Annotated in this window: 20 protein-coding genes and 1 pseudogene; 11 read left to right on the top strand and 10 right to left on the bottom strand. The window is 34.8% G+C overall.

Features of this window, described 5'->3' with window-relative positions; all coding sequences use genetic code 11:
* Positions 1–61: 61 nt before the first annotated feature.
* On the bottom strand, positions 62–700 hold the full coding sequence (locus tag ACWPWK_RS11915; protein ID WP_454208956.1) for a hypothetical protein: 639 nt from the start codon (positions 698–700) through the stop codon (positions 62–64).
* A gap of 35 nt (positions 701–735) precedes the next feature.
* Positions 736–1023, bottom strand: a complete 288-nt coding sequence (locus ACWPWK_RS11910; protein ID WP_454208954.1) for a hypothetical protein — start codon at positions 1021–1023, stop codon at positions 736–738.
* A gap of 564 nt (positions 1024–1587) precedes the next feature.
* Between ACWPWK_RS11910 and ACWPWK_RS11905 the strand changes: the two genes are divergently transcribed.
* Positions 1588–2223 (top strand): YagK/YfjJ domain-containing protein, encoded by a 636-nt coding sequence (locus tag ACWPWK_RS11905; RefSeq protein ID WP_423466024.1) that lies wholly within the window; start codon positions 1588–1590, stop codon positions 2221–2223.
* Positions 2224–2332: 109 nt separating this feature from the next.
* On the top strand, positions 2333–2536 hold the full coding sequence (locus ACWPWK_RS11900; RefSeq protein WP_197269624.1) for a helix-turn-helix transcriptional regulator: 204 nt from the start codon (positions 2333–2335) through the stop codon (positions 2534–2536).
* 68 nt (positions 2537–2604) lie between these two features.
* Here ACWPWK_RS11900 and ACWPWK_RS11895 read toward each other — a convergent pair whose 3' ends face one another.
* A complete protein-coding gene (locus ACWPWK_RS11895; protein ID WP_369468498.1) occupies positions 2605–2955 on the bottom strand; it encodes a DNA-binding protein in 351 nt (116 codons plus the stop codon).
* Positions 2956–3141: 186 nt separating this feature from the next.
* Here ACWPWK_RS11895 and ACWPWK_RS11890 point away from each other — a divergent pair, with 186 nt between their 5' ends.
* The 9 genes and pseudogenes from ACWPWK_RS11890 to ACWPWK_RS11850 all read left to right on the top strand — a co-directional run.
* Positions 3142–3354 (top strand): helix-turn-helix domain-containing protein, encoded by a 213-nt coding sequence (locus ACWPWK_RS11890; protein ID WP_197269626.1) that lies wholly within the window; start codon positions 3142–3144, stop codon positions 3352–3354.
* Positions 3355–3402: 48 nt separating this feature from the next.
* Entirely contained in the window at positions 3403–3771 is a 369-nt protein-coding gene (locus tag ACWPWK_RS11885) for a hypothetical protein (protein ID WP_454208951.1), read from the top strand.
* Positions 3772–4174: 403 nt separating this feature from the next.
* Positions 4175–4594, top strand: coding sequence for a hypothetical protein (locus ACWPWK_RS11880; RefSeq protein WP_454208949.1), 420 nt, complete (start codon positions 4175–4177; stop codon positions 4592–4594).
* A 205-nt stretch (positions 4595–4799) separates the two neighbouring features.
* On the top strand, positions 4800–5273 hold the full coding sequence (locus ACWPWK_RS11875) for a hypothetical protein (protein ID WP_454208947.1): 474 nt from the start codon (positions 4800–4802) through the stop codon (positions 5271–5273).
* Positions 5273–5581, top strand: a complete 309-nt coding sequence (locus tag ACWPWK_RS11870) for a hypothetical protein (RefSeq protein WP_454208945.1) — start codon at positions 5273–5275, stop codon at positions 5579–5581. The genes ACWPWK_RS11875 and ACWPWK_RS11870 overlap by 1 nt, the downstream gene beginning before the upstream one ends.
* A gap of 151 nt (positions 5582–5732) precedes the next feature.
* On the top strand, positions 5733–8174 hold the full coding sequence (gene hsdR, locus ACWPWK_RS11865; RefSeq protein ID WP_454208943.1) for an EcoAI/FtnUII family type I restriction enzme subunit R: 2442 nt from the start codon (positions 5733–5735) through the stop codon (positions 8172–8174).
* Between the two features lie 71 nt (positions 8175–8245).
* On the top strand, positions 8246–9718 hold the full coding sequence (locus ACWPWK_RS11860; RefSeq protein ID WP_454208941.1) for an N-6 DNA methylase: 1473 nt from the start codon (positions 8246–8248) through the stop codon (positions 9716–9718).
* Positions 9718–11490, top strand: a complete 1773-nt coding sequence (locus ACWPWK_RS11855; protein ID WP_454208939.1) for a restriction endonuclease subunit S — start codon at positions 9718–9720, stop codon at positions 11488–11490. The genes ACWPWK_RS11860 and ACWPWK_RS11855 overlap by 1 nt, the downstream gene beginning before the upstream one ends.
* 47 nt (positions 11491–11537) lie before the next feature.
* Positions 11538–11857 (top strand): annotated as a pseudogene (locus tag ACWPWK_RS11850) (DUF4268 domain-containing protein); the annotation flags it as partial.
* 14 nt (positions 11858–11871) lie between these two features.
* Here the strand turns inward: ACWPWK_RS11850 and ACWPWK_RS11845 are convergent.
* The 7 genes from ACWPWK_RS11845 to ACWPWK_RS11815 form a co-directional block, all read right to left on the bottom strand.
* Positions 11872–12980 (bottom strand): IS3 family transposase gene (locus ACWPWK_RS11845; RefSeq protein WP_454208937.1). Its coding sequence is split into 2 segments (ribosomal slippage): positions 11872–12728 and positions 12728–12980, totalling 1110 coding nucleotides; the frame shifts between segments, so codons are not numbered across the junction.
* A 321-nt stretch (positions 12981–13301) separates the two neighbouring features.
* The gene (locus ACWPWK_RS11840; protein WP_454208935.1) at positions 13302–14357 is read right to left on the bottom strand and encodes a response regulator; all 1056 of its coding nucleotides are present in this window, start codon (positions 14355–14357) and stop codon (positions 13302–13304) included.
* Positions 14354–14794 carry an ATP-binding protein gene (locus ACWPWK_RS11835; protein WP_454208933.1) on the bottom strand — a complete coding sequence of 147 codons (441 nt, stop codon included), beginning with the start codon at positions 14792–14794 and terminating at the stop codon, positions 14354–14356. Before ACWPWK_RS11835 ends, ACWPWK_RS11840 begins: the two co-directional genes overlap by 4 nt.
* 44 nt (positions 14795–14838) lie before the next feature.
* Positions 14839–15882 (bottom strand): hypothetical protein, encoded by a 1044-nt coding sequence (locus ACWPWK_RS11830; protein WP_454208931.1) that lies wholly within the window; start codon positions 15880–15882, stop codon positions 14839–14841.
* 32 nt (positions 15883–15914) lie between these two features.
* Positions 15915–16562: an ATP-binding protein gene (locus ACWPWK_RS11825; RefSeq protein WP_454208929.1), complete on the bottom strand. Its 648-nt coding sequence runs from the start codon at positions 16560–16562 to the stop codon at positions 15915–15917.
* The gene (locus ACWPWK_RS11820; RefSeq protein ID WP_454208927.1) at positions 16562–17818 is read right to left on the bottom strand and encodes a DNA cytosine methyltransferase; all 1257 of its coding nucleotides are present in this window, start codon (positions 17816–17818) and stop codon (positions 16562–16564) included. The genes ACWPWK_RS11825 and ACWPWK_RS11820 overlap by 1 nt, the downstream gene beginning before the upstream one ends.
* Positions 17819–18129: 311 nt before the next feature.
* Positions 18130–19377, bottom strand: a complete 1248-nt coding sequence (locus ACWPWK_RS11815; protein ID WP_454208925.1) for a tyrosine-type recombinase/integrase — start codon at positions 19375–19377, stop codon at positions 18130–18132.
* Positions 19378–19433: the final 56 nt, after the last annotated feature.

Here is a 19433-nt window from a genome sequence, read left to right as displayed (position 1 = left end):
TTTATTAATTCATTAAGCCTAAAATCATTCATTCCTTTCTTACTCCTCACAATCTCTTTTCTTATTTTTTTATTAATTCATCATGACTTAGTTCATTATCTTCACAGAATGGTCTTATCGAATTACAGATTTTTAATGTAAATCGATATTCTTTCTTATTTCTATAAACAATGTTTTTATTCCAATCTTCATCTTCTTCGTCATTTTCATCAATACTTTCTTGGAGTGGATTATTAAAATAGACATAATCTATCCTAGCAACATCATCAATAATAGAACACCACTCACGAGTAATATTTTTTATATAGTAGTTATTAATATCAAGCTCATTTAAATAAAAATTAACATGTAAATATGGAACTAATTTTTTATCAATCAAAATAACACGATCATAAGCAATGAAACATCTATAAGCAACGCGTTTTTGTATTCTTTTTATTAAAGAATGGAAAGCATCATTTAAATATTTTATTAATTCCTTCATGTCAATATAATTAATTACTTTTTCATTATTAAGATTCTCTGAAAAATCGTTATAGATAAGACTTAACCTCATTGGTAATAAAAATATGTTTTTATTTTGTTTTTTAACTTCATCATAATGAAATAATAATTTATTATAAATATTTTCTTTTTCCTTTAATGCTTGTAAAAATTCTTTTTTAATACTTCCTTTAATTGGCTTTTGAAAAACATGCATATTTATATATAGTTTATTTCTTTCAAATTGATTAATTAATCTATTAATATAATCTTTTTTCTAGCCTCATTGGAATCATTATAGAAATGTTTTTGTCTATCACCGCCCGTTCTTTTTTTAATATACTCTTTTGATGAAACTCTAGCATCTTCTAATAAAGCATTTCTTAATAAATCTATCGGAATATAATTTTCCTCGTTTTTTTCGAATTTAATAAACTGATAACTATTATATATTTCACCATACGTTATTGGGTAGCTTGTTCTATAGTCGTCAACTTTTCTCACCTTCAGTGCTCGCAGTTCTTCAAATAAATCACTCAAAATTTTCACCCCTCATATACCATAAATCAAATTTATAACACAAAAATCAATAGAGAGAAACCTAATATAAAAAGGGATCAATACTATAATTTAATAGGTTTATTGTTCATTTTTCATGGGTATAAACCAATCAAAAAAAACAAAAAACTACTGTAATAAAGCCGGAAAACCTCATTTTTATGACATATATCTCATTTAGTTTTATACTGGGTAAGTGATAGTATAATTAAACACTCTTAAAATGATAATTTGAGTTCTTAAGAAATCATACTCATTACTTTATCTATCAATTTTAGTAAGAACATTTTTCACTCATCATTATTTGCTGAAATCTAGTACTAAAAGTTATATTACTCCACTCTAGAAAATAGAAATGAGCGATGAATAATTTATGTAAAACGTTATCCAAAGGTAATAGGAAGATAAGAAATAATTAGATGAAAAACATCATCTAGTTATGTTTTGTAAATATAATTTAGGTATATAGTATTATATGTTTTAATATTTAAATAAAAAATAAAATACAATACCTATCTCATGAGAAAATTAACTTTAGAGGTAATCATGAGATCTATACATAATTCTAACTACCACACTATTCCAGCATTACAAAAAAAACTCCAATATCACCAAGCTCAATTATTTAATTATTACTCAAAACTATTAATTCTGAGAATTGACTTTTCATATAGAAAAGGAACCATTAGTTCTATTATTCAGGATAAATATCAATTGACACAAGACATGGTAGACTTAATGATCCAATGTGAGCATTACCCTGGAATTGTAGGAGAAGCATGGGTAATGGAAAAAGGAATTACTCACGGAATACATACTCATGCCATTTTTTATATTAATGGACAGAAGCATAAATCTATTTGGAATTTCTGGAATGAAATTAATTATATTTGGAAAAAAATCACTTTAAATGAAGGTTATGCACATCATTGTAAGAATAAAGAATATTATAAAGTAAAGGGAGAAAAAGTAATTTCTTCTGATGATATTAATGGTAGGTATAATTGTGCTTATATTTTAGATTATTTAGCAAAGAAAGATCAGAAAGAAGATATAAATATTCATAAACTAAGCAAACTCCCTCTTAATAATTATAAGCGTAGAGGGCGTCCTAGAAAAAACACACCAGTAATATTGAAAGAATACAACCAAGGGTTATTTTTAACTTATGATGATAATTAATGTTCTTCGATAAGAATATTTTACAGTCTGTAGTTATTGTTTGAAGGAGTGACTTAAAATAACAGCTTATTTCCTCCTTCTCCTTTTATTGATTACAGGAGAATAAACAATGACACAATATTCACTACTTAACGATCAATTTGTTAGTATGAAGTTTATTACTCATTTAACTGGATTAACAGATAAATGGTTTTATAAATTAATACAAGAAGGAAAATTCCCTACACCAATTAAGTTTGGTCGCAGTTCTCGCTGGTTAAAGAGTGAGGTCGAAAAATGGCTTGATTCTCGTATTATAGAATCAAGAGACTAAAAATAGGAATTATACTTTTTATTCAATAATAGTAATTACCTTTACTTTGATTATACCCCAAAATTAAATCATGATTGTTCTATCAACCATTCGATTCCTTTACGTCTTAGCAAATGAAGTAATATAGCTTGTTCATCTGTTGATAAAGAACGAAATAATGTTAACCATTCTAACTCTTGTGATGTTAATTCTTTTTCATTTGAAAGAAACTCTTCTCTTGCAATAATTAATTTAATTTCATCAGGAAAATTATCAATATGATACTCAAAAGAACGGCCTCTGACACCAGGAATGGCAACAGGACGTTTCTTCCAATTCTTTAATCGAGCCCTCTTATTCACACCTTGTGAAGTTTTTGGAAAACCCGGTAGATGAATCAACTCTTTTGCTAAAAACCACTCTTTACCCGTTTTTATCATAAATTAATACCTTATATACAGGATTGGTTCCTTCGCCTTATGAATGATTTACTGAAGTTAAATATCATTTGATTGAAACAAAGTTTCGATCTAATCTATTCATTAACATCAATAGCTAATCTATATGGTTACACCATGGTGTAACCATATAGATTCTCATAGTTCAATAAAAAGGAAAAGCCATCGATGAAAGAAACTGATTGGCATCGTGCAGATATAGTAGCGGCATTGCATAAAAAAGGGCTTTCGTTATCTCAACTCTCTGTCGAAGCAGGACTCTCTCCTTCTACTTTACGCAATGCACTTAGAGCACCTTATCCTCGAGCAGAGCAAATTATTGCAAAAGCGATTGGTATTCCAGCTGAAGAAATTTGGCCTTCTCGATATCAAAAAGGTTAAAACACACACTAATTTTTGAGATAAATTGGATAATAAGGTGATGAATAAATGAAGAAGATAATTGTATTAACTAGTATTGTTTTACTATCTGGATGCGGTGATAGCAATGAAATTCAGCAAGTTAAAGATATGGTTACATATAGTGATAATACGATTACCATTGGTAATGCGTTTGAACATCGATCTATGTGTTTAGAAGTAAAATGGGAAAAAATAAAAGATACAAGAGAGCGTAATATTGTACGTTATACTTGCATGATTAACCCGATTGATGTTAACCAATATATCACGAAAAAATTGATCCTATTGAAAAAAATATTATTCAATTTATTGACAACCAAGCTCTTTCTTTTAATGAAAAAAATCGAGAAAATCAAATTACTCTTTTTTATCTTTCAAATGGAGAAAAGGCTTTAAAAGCGCTATCAGAAAGCGAGTTATTAGGGAAGTATAATACGCTAAAAAAGAGCTATCCGATTATCTTAATGCAAATTATCAAACTGAAAATATAAGACAATTTAAATTTTATGATGATTTTGGTTTAAAAAAATCAACGTTATTTGTCATTGAACCACAGAATGAAGGTGGCTATCGAGTAAGTGATTTATCCATTAATGATTTATTACAAGATCCTTACATCTCAGAAAAAATAAATCAAATTACTATTGTTCAGCAAGAGGTCATTCACTTATTTTCTGCCAATAATTCTGAAATTGATATCAATGATGATAAAGGCTTTGAGTGTGGATATCGTGATACATTCCCTTGCTTACCGAAAAAAATAATTCGCTCAGCATTTGACAATATATTGTTAAAGCAAATGCCTTATTCTTTAGCAACAGCTGAATTCAAAGAGAAAATGATTGAATATCAACAAACTCGTGTACCAATGGACAAAAGAGATAAAAATTTTGAAAATTTAAAAGGAAGCATCCATCAACGTATAGAACAAACAATACATCCATTCCAAGTACAACAAGTCAAGCAATTTGTCGATTTCTCTCTAATAAAAAATCAACCTCCTGCATTATCTGATTGTCATTTTATATTAATACACAATGATGGTAGTGAAACAGAAATAACTAATTCAAATTGTTTTGATATGGCTTACAGCTCAGAGTGGAATAACCAATATAGTAAAATGATAAATGATTTTTATAGCAAGTATATTCATCCTGAAATGAAGAAGCTAGCCAAAGATATTGATAGAGAAGAAATATCAATTAGATCATTAGATTAGTTACATTTAATATTAGGGTTTAATAAAAATATTTTTATTAAATCCTAATATTTGATAATAAAAAACAAAAGTCTTAAATTTAATAACATAGAATAGATAAAAACATACTGTATCTAAAGTCAAAAAAATCTTTTTGCTTCTTTCTTAATTATATTAATCTTGTATTATTATAATTATGAGTCAATTATTTTAAATATAATTTATTATGGAAAAAGTAGAAATTTTCACAGAAAATATTTGGGTTGAAACTAGTATTGGGGATTTTTCTAGAAGGATTAAAGGTCTTTCACGAGAAAACTATCCTCCATTACGATGTCTTTTCTGTAAGCAACCTACATATGATAGTGGAATAATAACACCTAACAAAAAATTCACACCCAGATTTTCTCATTTAGTTCAACCAGAAAATAAAGAATCATGTCCTTTAAGCTCTAAATCTAAGCGTTTTAAAGGTCTCATTGGAAATGAGAAAAACGTATCCACAGAAATTGCAACACATCGTAGAAACCAATTTATTCAATTCAGTACACTTCGTGAAGCTTGGCTAATCTGTAGAGCTCTACTCGGTGGTAAAGGAAGGCTTGATCAAACATCGTTTATTCGTTGGATAAAAATTGCAGATAGTTTTGGTATTTGGAGATATAGTTATCTCCCCACTTGGGGATCCCTCTTCTTTTAATGTTGATGGATAATCATCTTACACTTAAGGGTAACTCTTCTTTTTACTATGTTCTGAAAAGAAATAAAGCTAGCAATAATATTAAATGGCAAAATCTAGAGATAAAATTAGAAGCACATTGGGTTAACAGTAATAATCTCATAGTACAAAATAATGATAAGAAGACATCATTTCAACTCACTATTCCTTTTAATCAAGATCTTGTGAATAATATCTTAGATAATGAAGATTTCTCGTGGTGTACTGAAGATAACCTTAAATTCTTACATGCGTACAGCCTTAAAGAATTAGGTGATACCGGAAATTAATAATTAATTTTTTTATTTAAAGCTCCTCTAAAGAGTTATTTTTTACTTATATACCCAATACAAACTAATTATTATTAGCTATTAAAGTGCTCTTATTTTTCAACACATGTATAATCATAATAATTCTGTATCTTGGGGGTAGTAGAGCACAATGGCTGGTATGAATAAAACTCATCTGACTGAAACAGACATCATTACTAAATTTATTCTCCCTGCAATTAAAGATGCAGGCTGGGACCTGATGTCGCAAATCCGCCAAGAAGTCAAACTTCGAGATGGAAAAGTGGTGGTCCGTGGTAAGCTTGCTGCACGATTAACAGTGAAATCAGCCGATATAGTGCTCTATCATAAGCCAGGTCTACCCCTTGCCGTCATAGAAGCTAAAGCAAATAAACACGAAATAGGAAAAGGGATGCAGCAAGGGTTAGATTACGCACGCCTGCTCGATGTTCCTTTTATCTTCGCTTCTAATGGTGATGGTTTTATCTTCCACGATAAAACCAATTCTGTGCAGATTGAATCCGAAATCACGCTCGATGATTTTCCGACACCAGAACAGCTTTGGACTAAATACTACTCTTGGAAAGGTTTTACCGCCGAGCAGCTACCCATAATTAGTCAAGATTACTACGATGACAGTAGTGGGAAATCCCCTCGTTATTATCAGCTACAAGCTATTAATAAAACCGTAGAAGCTGTTTCTGCTGGGCAAAAACGTGTATTACTCGTGATGGCTACAGGTACTGGTAAAACCTATACCGCATTTCAGATTATCTGGCGATTATGGAAAGCTAAAAATAAAAAACGCATTCTGTTTCTTGCGGATCGCAATATCCTTGTCGATCAAACTAAAAATAACGATTTCCAGCCTTTTGGTAGTGCAATGGCAAAGGTAACAGGTAGAACAATTGATCCTGCCTATGAAATTCAATTGGCACTCTACCAGGCAATTACAGGTCCAGAAGAACACCAAAAAGCCTTTAAACAGGTGGCCCCCGATTTTTTTGATCTGATTGTTATCGACGAGTGTCACCGTGGTAGCGCATCTGAAAACAGCGCATGGCGAGAGATCCTTGAATATTTCAGCAGTGCAACCCAAATTGGCTTAACTGCTACACCAAAAGAAACTGATGATGTTTCCAGCACTGATTACTTTGGCGATCCTGTTTACACTTATTCACTTAAAGAGGGCATCGAAGACGGCTTCCTTGCCCCCTATAAAGTGGTACGAGTCGATATCAATGTCGATTTACAAGGTTGGCGTCCCACAAAAGGTCAAGTTGATAAACTAGGCCAGCTGATTGATGACCGAATTTATAATCAAAAAGACTTTGACCGCACTATGGTGATTGATGAGCGTACCCAGCTCGTGGCACAAACCATCACTGATTACCTAAAACGCACCAACCCAATGGATAAAACCATCGTTTTTTGTAACGATGTTGACCATGCTGAGCGTATGCGTCGTGCATTAATAAACCTAAATCCAGAACAAGTGCGAAAAAATGAAAAATACGTGATGAAAATTACTGGCGATGACGATATTGGTAAGGCGCAACTCGACAATTTCATTAACCCTAAAAAGCCTTACCCTGTGATTGCAACCACCTCAGAATTGATGAGCACGGGCGTGGATGCGCAGACCTGCAAACTAGTCGTGCTAGACCAAAACATTCAATCCATGACCAAATTTAAACAAATCATCGGGCGTGGAACACGTATTAACGAGAAGTTCAATAAACTTTGGTTCACCATTCTCGATTTCAAAAAAGCCACCGAACTCTTTGCTGATGAGCGTTTTGATGGCGTACCTGAAAAAGTGATCCGTACGACACCTGAAGATATTGCCGATCCAGAATCTGATATTGATGAAAAACCCGCAGACAATGCACCAAGAGACGAAACATTAGACATTAATGTATCTATGGGTGCAGAAGAACCTTCTACTCACTACGGTACCACATCAGAAAGTACCAGCTGTGCCTTTGAAGAAAATGCCGAAAATAGAATTCGCAAATATCAGGTCAATGGCGTCAGCGTAAAAGTACTAGCGAAACGCGTCCAATATTATGATGCTGATGGTAAACTAGTCACCGAATCCTTTCAGGACTATACCCGTAAAACACTTTTAAAAGATAAAGACTTTGCCTCTCTTGATAACTTCATTCGAAAATGGCACTCTGCCGAACGCAAACAGGTCATCATAGATGAACTTCAGCAACTTGGTGTGCTTTGGGAAGTGTTAAAAGAGGAAGTGGGCAAAGACCTTGACCCATTCGATCTCCTTTGCCACGTGGTTTATGGTCAACCTCCACTGACACGTAAAGAACGGGCTGACAACGTGCGTAAACACAACTATTTCACCAAATATTCAGAATCTGCTCAGCATGTACTCAACACTTTACTGGATAAATACGCGGATGAGGGCGTGCAGGAAATCGAAGATATCCAGGTACTAAAACTGAAGCCGTTCGACAGCCTAGGCCGCCCACTAGAAATCATCAAAAGTAGCTTTGGAAATAAACAAGCCTACGAGCAGGCCATCAATGAATTAGAATATCAGATTTATCAATTACCACCTCGCCAGGCCTAATAACCCTTATTATTTTACCACCGTGAGTCATAAGCTCTCGGTGGCTTCATTTTTACCAATGGAATACAAACATGTCGATCAGCTCAGTAATTAAATCCTTACAAGACATCATGCGCAAAGATGCGGGTGTAGACGGTGATGCTCAACGCCTTGGGCAACTGTCTTGGCTATTGTTTCTGAAAATATTTGATACTCAAGAAGAAGAGCTTGAACTCGAGCAAGATGACTATCAACTCCCCATTAATGAGCGTTATTTATGGCGTACTTGGGCGGCAGACAGTGAGGGAATTACAGGAGATGAACTGCTCGAATTCGTCAATGACGATTTATTCCCAGCATTAAAAAATCTGACTGCGCCTATCGATAAAAACCCGCGTGGCTTTGTGGTAAAACAAGCGTTTAGCGATGCCTATAACTACATGAAAAATGGTACGCTCTTACGTCAAGTCATCAATAAGCTGAATGAAATCGACTTCAGCAGTAGCTCCGAGCGCCACTTATTTGGTGATATCTATGAACAAATTCTACGTGATTTACAAAGTGCTGGTAATGCAGGTGAGTTCTATACTCCACGTGCCGTCACTCGCTTTATGGTCAATCGTATTGACCCCAAATTGGGTGAGTCTATTATGGACCCAGCATGCGGTACAGGTGGTTTTCTTGCCTGTGCATTCGACCATGTGAAAGAACATTATGTTAATACCACTGAAGATCATAAAACGCTACAACATCAAATCTTTGGTGTTGAAAAAAAACAGCTCCCACATTTGCTGTGCACCACTAATATGCTATTGCATGGTATTGAAGTTCCCGTACAAATTCGTCATGACAATACATTGAACAAGCCACTGTCCGCTTGGGATGAACAACTCGACGTCATTATCACCAACCCACCGTTTGGTGGCACTGAAGAAGACGGGATCGAGAAAAATTTTCCAGCGGAAATGCAGACTCGCGAAACTGCTGACTTGTTCCTGCAATTGATCATTGAAGTGCTCGCCGATAAAGGCCGTGCAGCCGTAGTCCTACCAGATGGCACATTGTTTGGTGAAGGTATCAAAACCAAAATCAAAAAATTACTGACCGAAGAGTGCAATCTACACACCATTGTACGTTTGCCAAATGGAGTGTTTAACCCATACACCGGGATCAAAACCAATATTCTCTTCTTCACCAAAGGTCAACCAACTAAAGAAATTTGGTTCTATGAACACCCCTACCCAGAGGGAGTTAAAAACTACAGCAAAACTAAACCGATGAAGTTTGAAGAATTTCAGAGTGAAATTAAATGGTGGGGTAACGAATCCGATGGTTTTGCAAGCCGAAAAGAGAACCATCAAGCATGGAAAGTCAGCATTGATGAAATCATTGCCCGTAACTTTAACCTCGATATCAAAAATCCGTATCAAGGTGAAACCATCAGCCACAATCCGGATGAACTACTGGCGCAGTACCAAGCACAACAAACCGAAATTAGTAAGCTACGTAATCAGTTACGCGATATCCTCGGTGCTGCATTGACTGGCAATAAGGAAACAAACTGATGACCGTTGAGAAGCTAATCACTGACCACATCGATATTTGGTCTTCCGCGCTGCAAACTCGCTCCACCGCAGGGCGTGGAAGCAATGGTAAAATTGATCTTTATGGTATTAAGAAGCTGCGCGAGCTGATCTTAGAACTGGCAGTTCGTGGCAAATTAGTACCACAAGACCCAAACGATGAACCTGCATCTGAGTTACTAAAACGTATTGCTGCGGAAAAAGCGGAGCTGATAAAACAAGGTAAAATTAAAAAACAGAAACCGCTGCCAGAAATTAGTGAGGATGAGAAACCGTTTGAGTTGCCGCAAAGATGGGAGTGGACTTCATTAAATGAAATTGCATTAATTAATCCCAAAATAGAAGTAACGAATGATGAGCAAGAAATCTCTTTCATCCCAATGCCTTGTATTTCAACACGATTTGATGGAACACATGACCAAGAAATAAAGAAATGGGGAGAAGTAAAGAAAGGCTATACGCATTTTGCGGACGGAGATATCGCTTTGGCTAAAATAACACCTTGCTTTCAAAATAGTAAGGCTGTCATTTTTAATAGCTTAAAAAATGGTGTGGGTGTAGGTACAACAGAATTGCATGTTGCTCGCCCATTAAGTTCAGAGCTAAATCGTCAATATATTCTTCTTAATATAAAATCACCTCATTATTTAACTATTGGTGAATTACAGATGACTGGTTCAGCTGGTCAAAAACGTGTACCACGAAGTTTCTTTGAGAACTACCCTATACCGTTTCCACCAATTACTGAACAAGCAAGAATAGTAGAGACATTCTCTGTATTGATGTCCCTCTGCGATCAACTGGAACAACAATCACTAACGAGTCTAGAAGCGCATCAGCAACTGGTAGAAACCCTACTGGGAACGCTGACCGACAGCCAGAATGCCGAAGAACTCGCCGAAAACTGGGCGCGAATTAGCCAGCATTTCGACACGCTGTTTACCACAGAAGCCAGCATCGATGCGTTAAAGCAAACCATTTTACAATTAGCCGTGATGGGTAAACTGGTTCCACAAGATCCTAACCACGAACCAGCTTCTGAACTGCTAAAACGTATTGAGCAAGAAAAAGCACTGATGATGAAAAACGGCAAAATTAAAAAACAAAAACCATTGCCACCGATTAGTGATGAAGAAAAACCTTTTAAGCTACCGCAGGGATGGGAGTGGATTACGATGCAAAACCTACAGCCTGAATTTCAAAATGGATTGTCTAGCAGAGGTAGTTTATCAGGTAAAAATTGCATAGTTATCCGCCTAGCGGATATAAAAAATTGGCAAGTATCCTTTGCTGATACTAGAACTTTGACAGTGACTGATTCTGAATCTAAAAAATATTATCTTGATAAAAATGATATTTTGATAATCCGTGTTAATGGTAGTGCTGATATTGTTGGTAGATTCATTTTGTATAGTGGAGATCAGCATGCATGCTACTGCGATCATTTTATTAGATTACGACTTCCACATAAGGGAGTTATAGATGAACGTTACTTAACTTTAATTGCATCTTCATCATTAGTACGAAGTAAAATTAGTAATTTATTTATTACAACGGCAGGTCAAAAAACAGTTAATCAAACACATATAAACTCTCTTTTTTTTCCTTTACCTCCATATAAGGAGCAGGGTTTTATTATTGATAGAGTTAAAAAATTATTTACTCTTTGCGATACCTTAAAACTCCGCCTGCAATCCGCCCAACAAACTCAGCTCAACCTAGCGGATGCGCTCACTGATGCAGCATTAAACTAATGAAAAAGTGATACCTGAGACTAAGCAAAAACTAAAAGAGGCAATTCATGTATAAAGTCAATAAGCAGGAAAATACCCTACACTCTTTACAAGAAGTCTCTTTCAGTAGCTTAGGTTTCCGTGAACGTGAACATCTACAAGAATGGTTAGCTAAAAATCCGCAAGCATTAACTAAAAAAGAAGACGTTAACGATGAACTGTTAATTATACAAAAAGAATTTGCTGGATTTGATGAAACTAAAGAGCGCCTAGATCTACTTGCATTAGATAAAGATGGTAATTTGTGATCATTGAAAATAAGCTTGATGACTCAGGTCGAGATGTGGTTTGGCAATCACTAAAATATGCTGGGTATTGTGCTAATTTACTGCCCACTCCCCTTTAATTGAGACACACCAACTTAGAGTTTTCTAACTGTTTACGATATGCCTCCGGCGGGAGGTGATTTAAACTTTCATGAGTTCGATTTTGGTTATAATCTTGCTGCCAAAACCACGCTAATTCTCGAACTTGGCTTAACGATTCAAATAAATACGCATTTAAAAACTCACGTCGAAATGAGCCATTAAAACGTTCAATAAACCCATTTTGTTGCGGTTTTCCCGGTTGAATATGACACAGCAAAATTTGATTATCTTCACAATAATTCAATAAGTTAACTGAAATGAGTTCAGGGCCATTATCGACACGGAGCTGTTTTGGCAACCCTCTTTCGGCTTTTAAACGTTCAAGCACCCTGATGACACGTTCAGCCGGTAATGATGTATCAACCTCGATCGCCAAGCATTCACGCGTTCCTTCATCAATAATATTGAGGGTTCTGAAGCGTTTGCCGCAATATAAACTGTCGTGCATAAAATCCAATGCCCATTGAATATTCGGGACTTTTTCTATTACTAATGGTCTTCTTTCACGCTTCGGAAGCACCTTTTTAATTCGGCGTTTCAGATTCAATCCTAATCGACAATAAACACGATAAACTCTTTTATGATTAAAAGGATAGCCTTGAAATCTCAGTCGGAAATAGCATTTCCAAAATCCCGATTGTGGCGATTTCGCTAAAACGGATTGTATGGCATCGATCACCACACGGTCTTTTTTACGCCAATCCACTCGCTGACGGTAAAACGTAGCTCGTGACAACGACGTTAGCTTACAGGCCTTAATGACTGATAAACCTGCATTTTTTAATGACTGAGCACAGGATCTTTTCTCAGCCACTACCAACCCTTTTTTGCGAAAAGCTCCTTCATTGCATGGTTTTCAAGGCTAACTTCCGCAAAGAGCTTTTTCAGTTTCGCGTTCTCATCTTCAAGTTCTTTTAATCGTTTAACATCATTAGCTTCCATGCCACCATACTTTGATTTCCAATTATAATAAGTGGCGTTGCTGATCCCATTTTGGCGGCAAATATCTTCCACTTTCATGCCAAAATCTGCGAGTTTTAAAATATTAACGATTTGAGTTTCAGTAAAACGGGCTTTTTTCATCATGACCTCTGCAAATTTTAGGGCAGAAAATCTAATTATAGCTGTCTTATTTTAGGGGAAGTGGACAGTTATATGATTCATAATGAGGTCAATAGAGCAAATTATGCATTTGAGATTATCGTGAAAACTGACCAAGGAGATTGGACATTTAGGCCTTAATTCTTTTATTAAATCATACTATAGACTAATAATCTGATACTTGCTCGTCGATAGTTGAGAAACTAATAATAAAAGTAAACCTAATATTTGAACCTTATAATGTATTTGACTAATTAGGTTTACTTGCAATGGAAGATTCATATTCTAATGATTTATCATGAATTAATTCAATAATTCATCAACCAGATTTTCATTATAATACAAATCTGGCTGTCCCTGCCTAGCATAGTAACTCGAAAAGCGGCCCAAAATATCACTAATAAAAGATGGTGAAATTTGAATCTTCACCTCACCATATTGCTTTTCTAATTCATCTTGAGAGTAACTTTTAATTGAAGTAAAATCAATGAAACCACCATTAAAGTCATTTAATTGTGGTAAATAATGATACTCCTGCTTTTTATTTCGCATAATACCATCCAATCGAGTTTTACGAGTACTTTGTTTTATTGTACTAGGTAAATATATTTCCACATAATCATTAGGATCAATTATCTCAGCCAATAATATACATCGAGCTTTTGATTGTGCGAAATCACATGCCGGTGTTAAAATTATATGGTAGTTATTACTTGTATCCTTGATAATGCTACCCGTCTTATATAAACCACTAACGGGTGGGAAAATATACATTTCCTCTAAAAAATACTTTTCATTTGCTTCATCAATATGTTGCGTTAGATGATTCAACGTATGTCTTAATATAGCATTTTTTACAAGTTCCTTGTCTTCATACTCAATCCATTGTTTTTTTTGATGATAAATATTGCGATAAAATACATCTTTTAAAAGGTCTTGAATTCTCCCTTTAGCATTAAACAGTTCATTTAATCCACACTCTTTAGTTTTTTTAAAATCAGTAAGTATCTCTGTAATTAATTCTGCTCTTTCACCTTTTTGATAGATTTCAATATAACCATATTCTGCAATTTCATCTGGAGTACCGGTGTATACAACAATTGGAATAGTCAACTTATACTTATTAATAATAGCATTTATAATCTCTTTTCCACCTTGGCTATTATTTTTCAATGATAAATCTATTACAAGTCCGTCAAATTCATTATTTTTGATGAGCTCAAGTGCTGACTCAAAGCTATCAGCAGTTTGAAGGTTAGTAGTAATACTATTATCTTCATCGAATAGTTCAAGAGATGACTTAAAAACACCAATATCACCCAAATTGTCTTCAACTAATAATATGTTTAAATCATTCATTTTGAATATACCTTATTAATAATTTTAAACAGAGCTCCATCACTATTTTCTTCAACTTGTAATTTTAAATCATTTCTAATAGCAGCTTCTCCTGCAATTGAAAGTCCTAATCCTGTTCCACCATCAGGCTTACCAGAAAATCCCGGTGAGAAAATAATTAAACTTTCAATATCTTCAATTTTAATTCCCGGCCCGGAATCTTTATAAATAATTGATTCAAAAATACCATCTCTTTCAATCACTTCAATATCTATATTTTTTCTATCACACTTTGTACTTGTTAGCCAATATATACTATTTTCTAAAAGGTTATAAATGATAGCAATAAAATCCTGCTTCCAACAAAGATAAGTTACTTCTTCTGGACAAGAAAATTTAATACTAATTCCATTATCATTGATATCTTTTTCAAAGATATTTAAGGATGATAGAATCATACTTTTAATTTTTTCATCTTTTCTATTTGGTCTTCTAGCTGTAGCTAGTGGATCAATTTTTTAAATAAAGTTACAAAGTGCTTAGAGTTATCTAAAACTCCATCTATTCTTTCTATTACCTTAGAAAAATGTTTTTCATCATGGCTTGAGTTATATTTTTCCTTCCAGCGCTTTAAATTCGGAATTTCATTTTGAAAATAATTAAGAGGTCTTCTTCCTTCATGGATTAATCGATTAATGATCTTACCTAATGTTGCTTGCCCCTGATAAATTGCAACAGCCCTTTTAATATACTCTAATTTTGTTGATTTAGATTTGGTATCTTCCTCTACTAAGTCTAAGATTTCTTTTGTTATTTCATCTTTTTTATTCTGAGGGAGATCTGCACCTTGTAAAGTATCTCGAATTTTAAATGATAGATCCTCACTAGAAAAAATATCATCTAGCTTGTTATCTATTGATTCATTCTTCTTACGTGATTTGCCTGTAGATTCTCGATACCTATACCGATTTTCTTCTAAAAGTCTTAAAACTCGTTTAGAGATGTCAATTAAATTTTTATAAGCCTCATTATCCCTCAGACCATCTCTTGCACTTTTTTCGTATAAATTTGATTGCTCTTCAGATTCAATTTTGACATAACCAATAATTTGATTAACACTAATTCTTAATGATGGATTATTTACGCGCTCCAAATTCAAATCCATCCAATCATATCCCACATCGCCTAGAGGGCGAATTCTAAAGCCGTTTCTAAACACACCTACTCCATGGTAAGTATCTAATAGTACTCGAACCTCTTTCTTTTCTAATGGACTATCTTCAACTCGTTTAGTTCTTTCTACTAAATCATCTAATGCATCAGACTCTCTATCATAAACTCGAAAATCAAACATTAGTTTCCCACAATTAGTTGGTTTATAATATTTAAAGTCGATGGAAATATCTGTAACTCCTTGTTCTTTTTGACAAGAATAAACTAGTTCACCAGTTCCGTCGGCTTCTATTATTCCTTTTATTCGATAATCAAAATAATGAACTATAGGAAAAGGTTGAATTTCTTGAAATTTATTATTAACTTTATCCAATGATAGATTTTCTTGACCATCATTTATTGTTCTCAAGAAAATTTTAAAACTATTTTTTTTGCATCCAGCGGAGATATTAACTTTTTTAACTCAAACTCTAAGTCTTTTATATTTCTATCTGTCCAGGTTTCAAAATACTCATCTCCGCCACGGATTTTCAGGGTAGTTCCTTTTTTTCCTGTATTTAGTTTTACATGATTAACATTTATATTAATCTCATCCAAGTATTTAACTTTATTAAAAACATCCCAATCAATTTCAGCAAAAATAGAGCTTAGATCTTCTGTAGTTGTCTCTATCTGAAGAATATTACCCAGTACAGCAACTGCATATCGCCCAATACCTTTTCGCCCTTGCATTACTCTATGCTTATCTTTACTTGTTTTTCTTAAGTATTTATCATCAGTTGAGGGAACCATCCACTTATTTAGGAATGTGTCCATGTCCATACCATGTCCATTATCAGACACTATAATTTCAACAGATTTAGATATAGTTTTTAAGTTAATATCAACATAAATTTCATCTGCATCGGCATCATATGCATTCTTAATAAGCTCAATTATTGCAGCTGCTTCATTTTGAATTAGTTCTTTTCCAATAGTTGATAAATGCCTTCCAGCAGGACGAATTTTGTATAAACCACTTTGGTCATCTACAACAGTTTTTTGGTCATTCATTACCAATTCCTTAATAATTTTTCAGCAATTATTTGAGCAAGTAAAACCGGTACAGCATTACCTATTTGTTTAAATGCAGTTGTTCTGGCTGGTCTACCAGAGACATTTTCAAAATAATAATCATCAGGAAAACTTTGTATTCTAGCTGCTTCTCTTGGAGTTAATGAGCGATTTTGTTCAATATCAGGGTGGATATAATGGTGACCATCTTTTGATATATGTGCAACTACAGTATGGCTAGCTGATAAATCACCAGCAACAACTTTAAAACGATCAACAAAAGAATTTCTACCTTTATGTGACTTTAATCTTTCTGGTAAATCATCATAATGAAGCCGCCTTTTTTCCATATTCCATAAATTTACAGCATACTTATAAATTTCTAGATCTTGATAAGAATGAGGTCGTGCTTCGTGCCATGTTAGAGGAAGATCTGATACAATATTCGACTTTTTTAGCCACTCTGACGGTTCAGAAATCAATTCTTGAGGGTATGAAGTTCCTTCTCCGGACTTTATTACAGGCAAGTCTTTTAAAAGATCCCATATACATGCTTCTGGTATCGACACATCTAGCTCAGGATAAAATGATTTTTTGGAGCGATGTCCCCTTTTACCCACGAGAATAATACGTTTCCGATTCTGAAGAACCCCATATTCATTTGCAGATAAAACTCTATACTCAATCGTATAGCCTACTTCAACAAACAGTTCTTTCATTTTGTTAAAATAAAGCTCTCCAAAAGAGTTTTTTGCAGTTAATAATCCTAATACATTTTCAAAAACAAAATATTTTGGTTTATAACGCTTCAAAAATTCTGCATAGTACTTGTATAAGTGATTTCGCGGATCATCATCCATGTTCCCACGCGCCCGACCAATAAGAGAATAAGCTTGGCAAGGAGGGCCTCCAATAATTAAATCAAGTCTCGATTTTTGAAGCTGCTCATCTACTTTTTTAAAAATACTTTTTAGAGTGTCAATTCCAATGAATTCATTGATGACAGATTGAATTTCACGAGATGGTACGGAATCATAAAGCTCTTTACGAGAGATTTCATTTCTTAGGTATTTTGAGTATACCTCAAGAGAATCATTATTTTTAAGCCAATGATAAGCTTGTCTTGTTTTTAATGTAAAACAAGCAGATGCATCTGCTTCAACATGCGCTATTGGTTTAAACCCAGCACGAATGAATCCTTCTGACAAACCTCCAGCACCGGCAAATAAATCTAAAAATTTTATGGAGTTAGGCATAATTTACCGAAAGAAAAAAATAAGAACTAGGATACTAGGAAACCTCGAGTTTAGCAAAATATAATGGGTTTCCATTATTCGCTATACTTTTATATTTACTCTATAAAAATCACTATAGATTACACATTCGACACTTACTCAACCATTAAAATCATCTTGTAACATTAATGTTAATACTACATGTTAGCTATTGCGCATGCGTAGTTATGTGAATCAGCTCTGGTAACGAGCTGACTCAAATAACAAAATGAATATCAGTCACTAAAAAATATGTATAATTTTTGCTATAATACTTGGGATACTATGACGATTCACTTCCCAAACTCAAACGCCCCCACATGCCCTACCCTATTCACATCCAAATAATCAGCCCACCATTGCACCATCAATCGCCTTTCCTCAATATGCTCAGCCTTATGAATATAAGCAGCTCTTACTGAATTGCGTTCTTGATGGCTCATTTGCCTTTCTACTGCATCCTTCGACCATAGCCCAGACTCAATCAACGAGCTACATGCCATCGTCCTGAAACCATGACCACAAACTTCCGTCTTAGTATCATAGCCCATCACACGTAATGCGTTGTTTACCGTGTTTTCACTCATGGGTTTTCTAGGATTGTGATCACCGATAAAGATCAGTTCGTGGTTGCCACTGAACTGATAGATCTGTTTTAAGATCTCAATGGCTTGCCTGCTTAAAGGGACTAAATGAGTAGTACGCATTTTTGATCCACGATGGGAATGTTTAACCCCTTCTATCGCTTCGCGTTCTGCGGGGATCGTCCACATGGCATTTTCAAAATCAATTTCATCCCAACGAGCGAAACGCAGTTCACTGGAACGAATAAAGACTAATAAGGTGAGTTTGACCGCAAGTTTAGTTAAAGGTCTTCCCTTATAATCATCGATACGTTGTAAGAACTCAGGGAGGCGTTTAAGCTCTAATGCAGCTCTATGAACTCGTTTGCCTGTCGCAACAGCACCCGCCATATCTTGTGCTGGGTTATAGTCGATTAAACCGCTTTGTACGGCATAACGCATAATGGCGGTCACACGCTGTTGTAAGCGTGCCGCCACTTCAAGACGTCCAGACATCTCTACGGCTTTAATGGGTTCGAGGAGATCACGAGTTTTTAGTTCAGCGATATTACGTTTACCAATAGCGGCAAAGATATTGTCCTCAAGGCTTTTGAGGACTCGATGGCTATGCCCTTCAGACCACTTCTTATTCGTTGCGTGCCAATCACGTGCAACCTTCTCGAAGGTATTAAATTCCTTTTGCTGTTCTTCCTTTAATTCTTTCTTGAGTTCGCGAGGGTCGATGCCTAGAGCAACTTGCTTTCTGGCAGCATCCCTTCTTTCTCTTGCATCCGCTAAGGAGATTTCAGGGTATACACCAAAGGCCATTAAATGTTGTTTACCGCCAAAGCGGAAACGGAAACGCCAATATTTAGAACCATTGGGGTGAATATAAAGAAACAAGCCATCACTGTCTGTCAGTGTATAAGCTTTCTCGTCTGGTTTAGCAGCTCGAACTTTCGTATCGGTTAATGCCATATTCTTTATCCTCTCACCTTTGAGCAAGCATATACTCTAAATAATTCGAATTACAT

It is taken from the genome of Proteus sp. Marseille-Q3619 (genome assembly GCF_965283115.1).
The sequence above is the reverse complement of the archived record's forward strand: the minus strand, read 5'-3'. Positions and strand labels throughout refer to the sequence as shown.

Excerpts from the sequence above, each read along its gene's own strand:
- ACWPWK_RS11915 (WP_454208956.1), bottom strand. The coding sequence starts at position 700 with ATGCATGTTTTTCAAAAGCCAATTAAAGGAAGTATTAAAAAAGAATTT.
- ACWPWK_RS11905 (WP_423466024.1), top strand. The coding sequence starts at position 1,588 with ATGAGATCTATACATAATTCTAACTACCACACTATTCCAGCATTACAA.
- ACWPWK_RS11900 (WP_197269624.1), top strand. The coding sequence starts at position 2,333 with ATGACACAATATTCACTACTTAACGATCAATTTGTTAGTATGAAGTTT.
- ACWPWK_RS11895 (WP_369468498.1), bottom strand. The coding sequence starts at position 2,955 with ATGATAAAAACGGGTAAAGAGTGGTTTTTAGCAAAAGAGTTGATTCAT.
- ACWPWK_RS11890 (WP_197269626.1), top strand. The coding sequence starts at position 3,142 with ATGAAAGAAACTGATTGGCATCGTGCAGATATAGTAGCGGCATTGCAT.
- ACWPWK_RS11885 (WP_454208951.1), top strand. The coding sequence starts at position 3,403 with ATGAAGAAGATAATTGTATTAACTAGTATTGTTTTACTATCTGGATGC.
- ACWPWK_RS11880 (WP_454208949.1), top strand. The coding sequence starts at position 4,175 with ATGCCTTATTCTTTAGCAACAGCTGAATTCAAAGAGAAAATGATTGAA.
- ACWPWK_RS11875 (WP_454208947.1), top strand. The coding sequence starts at position 4,800 with ATGGAAAAAGTAGAAATTTTCACAGAAAATATTTGGGTTGAAACTAGT.
- ACWPWK_RS11870 (WP_454208945.1), top strand. The coding sequence starts at position 5,273 with ATGTTGATGGATAATCATCTTACACTTAAGGGTAACTCTTCTTTTTAC.
- hsdR (WP_454208943.1), top strand. The coding sequence starts at position 5,733 with ATGGCTGGTATGAATAAAACTCATCTGACTGAAACAGACATCATTACT.
- ACWPWK_RS11860 (WP_454208941.1), top strand. The coding sequence starts at position 8,246 with ATGTCGATCAGCTCAGTAATTAAATCCTTACAAGACATCATGCGCAAA.
- ACWPWK_RS11855 (WP_454208939.1), top strand. The coding sequence starts at position 9,718 with ATGACCGTTGAGAAGCTAATCACTGACCACATCGATATTTGGTCTTCC.
- ACWPWK_RS11840 (WP_454208935.1), bottom strand. The coding sequence starts at position 14,357 with ATGAATGATTTAAACATATTATTAGTTGAAGACAATTTGGGTGATATT.
- ACWPWK_RS11835 (WP_454208933.1), bottom strand. The coding sequence starts at position 14,794 with ATGATTCTATCATCCTTAAATATCTTTGAAAAAGATATCAATGATAAT.
- ACWPWK_RS11825 (WP_454208929.1), bottom strand. The coding sequence starts at position 16,562 with ATGAATGACCAAAAAACTGTTGTAGATGACCAAAGTGGTTTATACAAA.
- ACWPWK_RS11820 (WP_454208927.1), bottom strand. The coding sequence starts at position 17,818 with ATGCCTAACTCCATAAAATTTTTAGATTTATTTGCCGGTGCTGGAGGT.
- ACWPWK_RS11815 (WP_454208925.1), bottom strand. The coding sequence starts at position 19,377 with ATGGCATTAACCGATACGAAAGTTCGAGCTGCTAAACCAGACGAGAAA.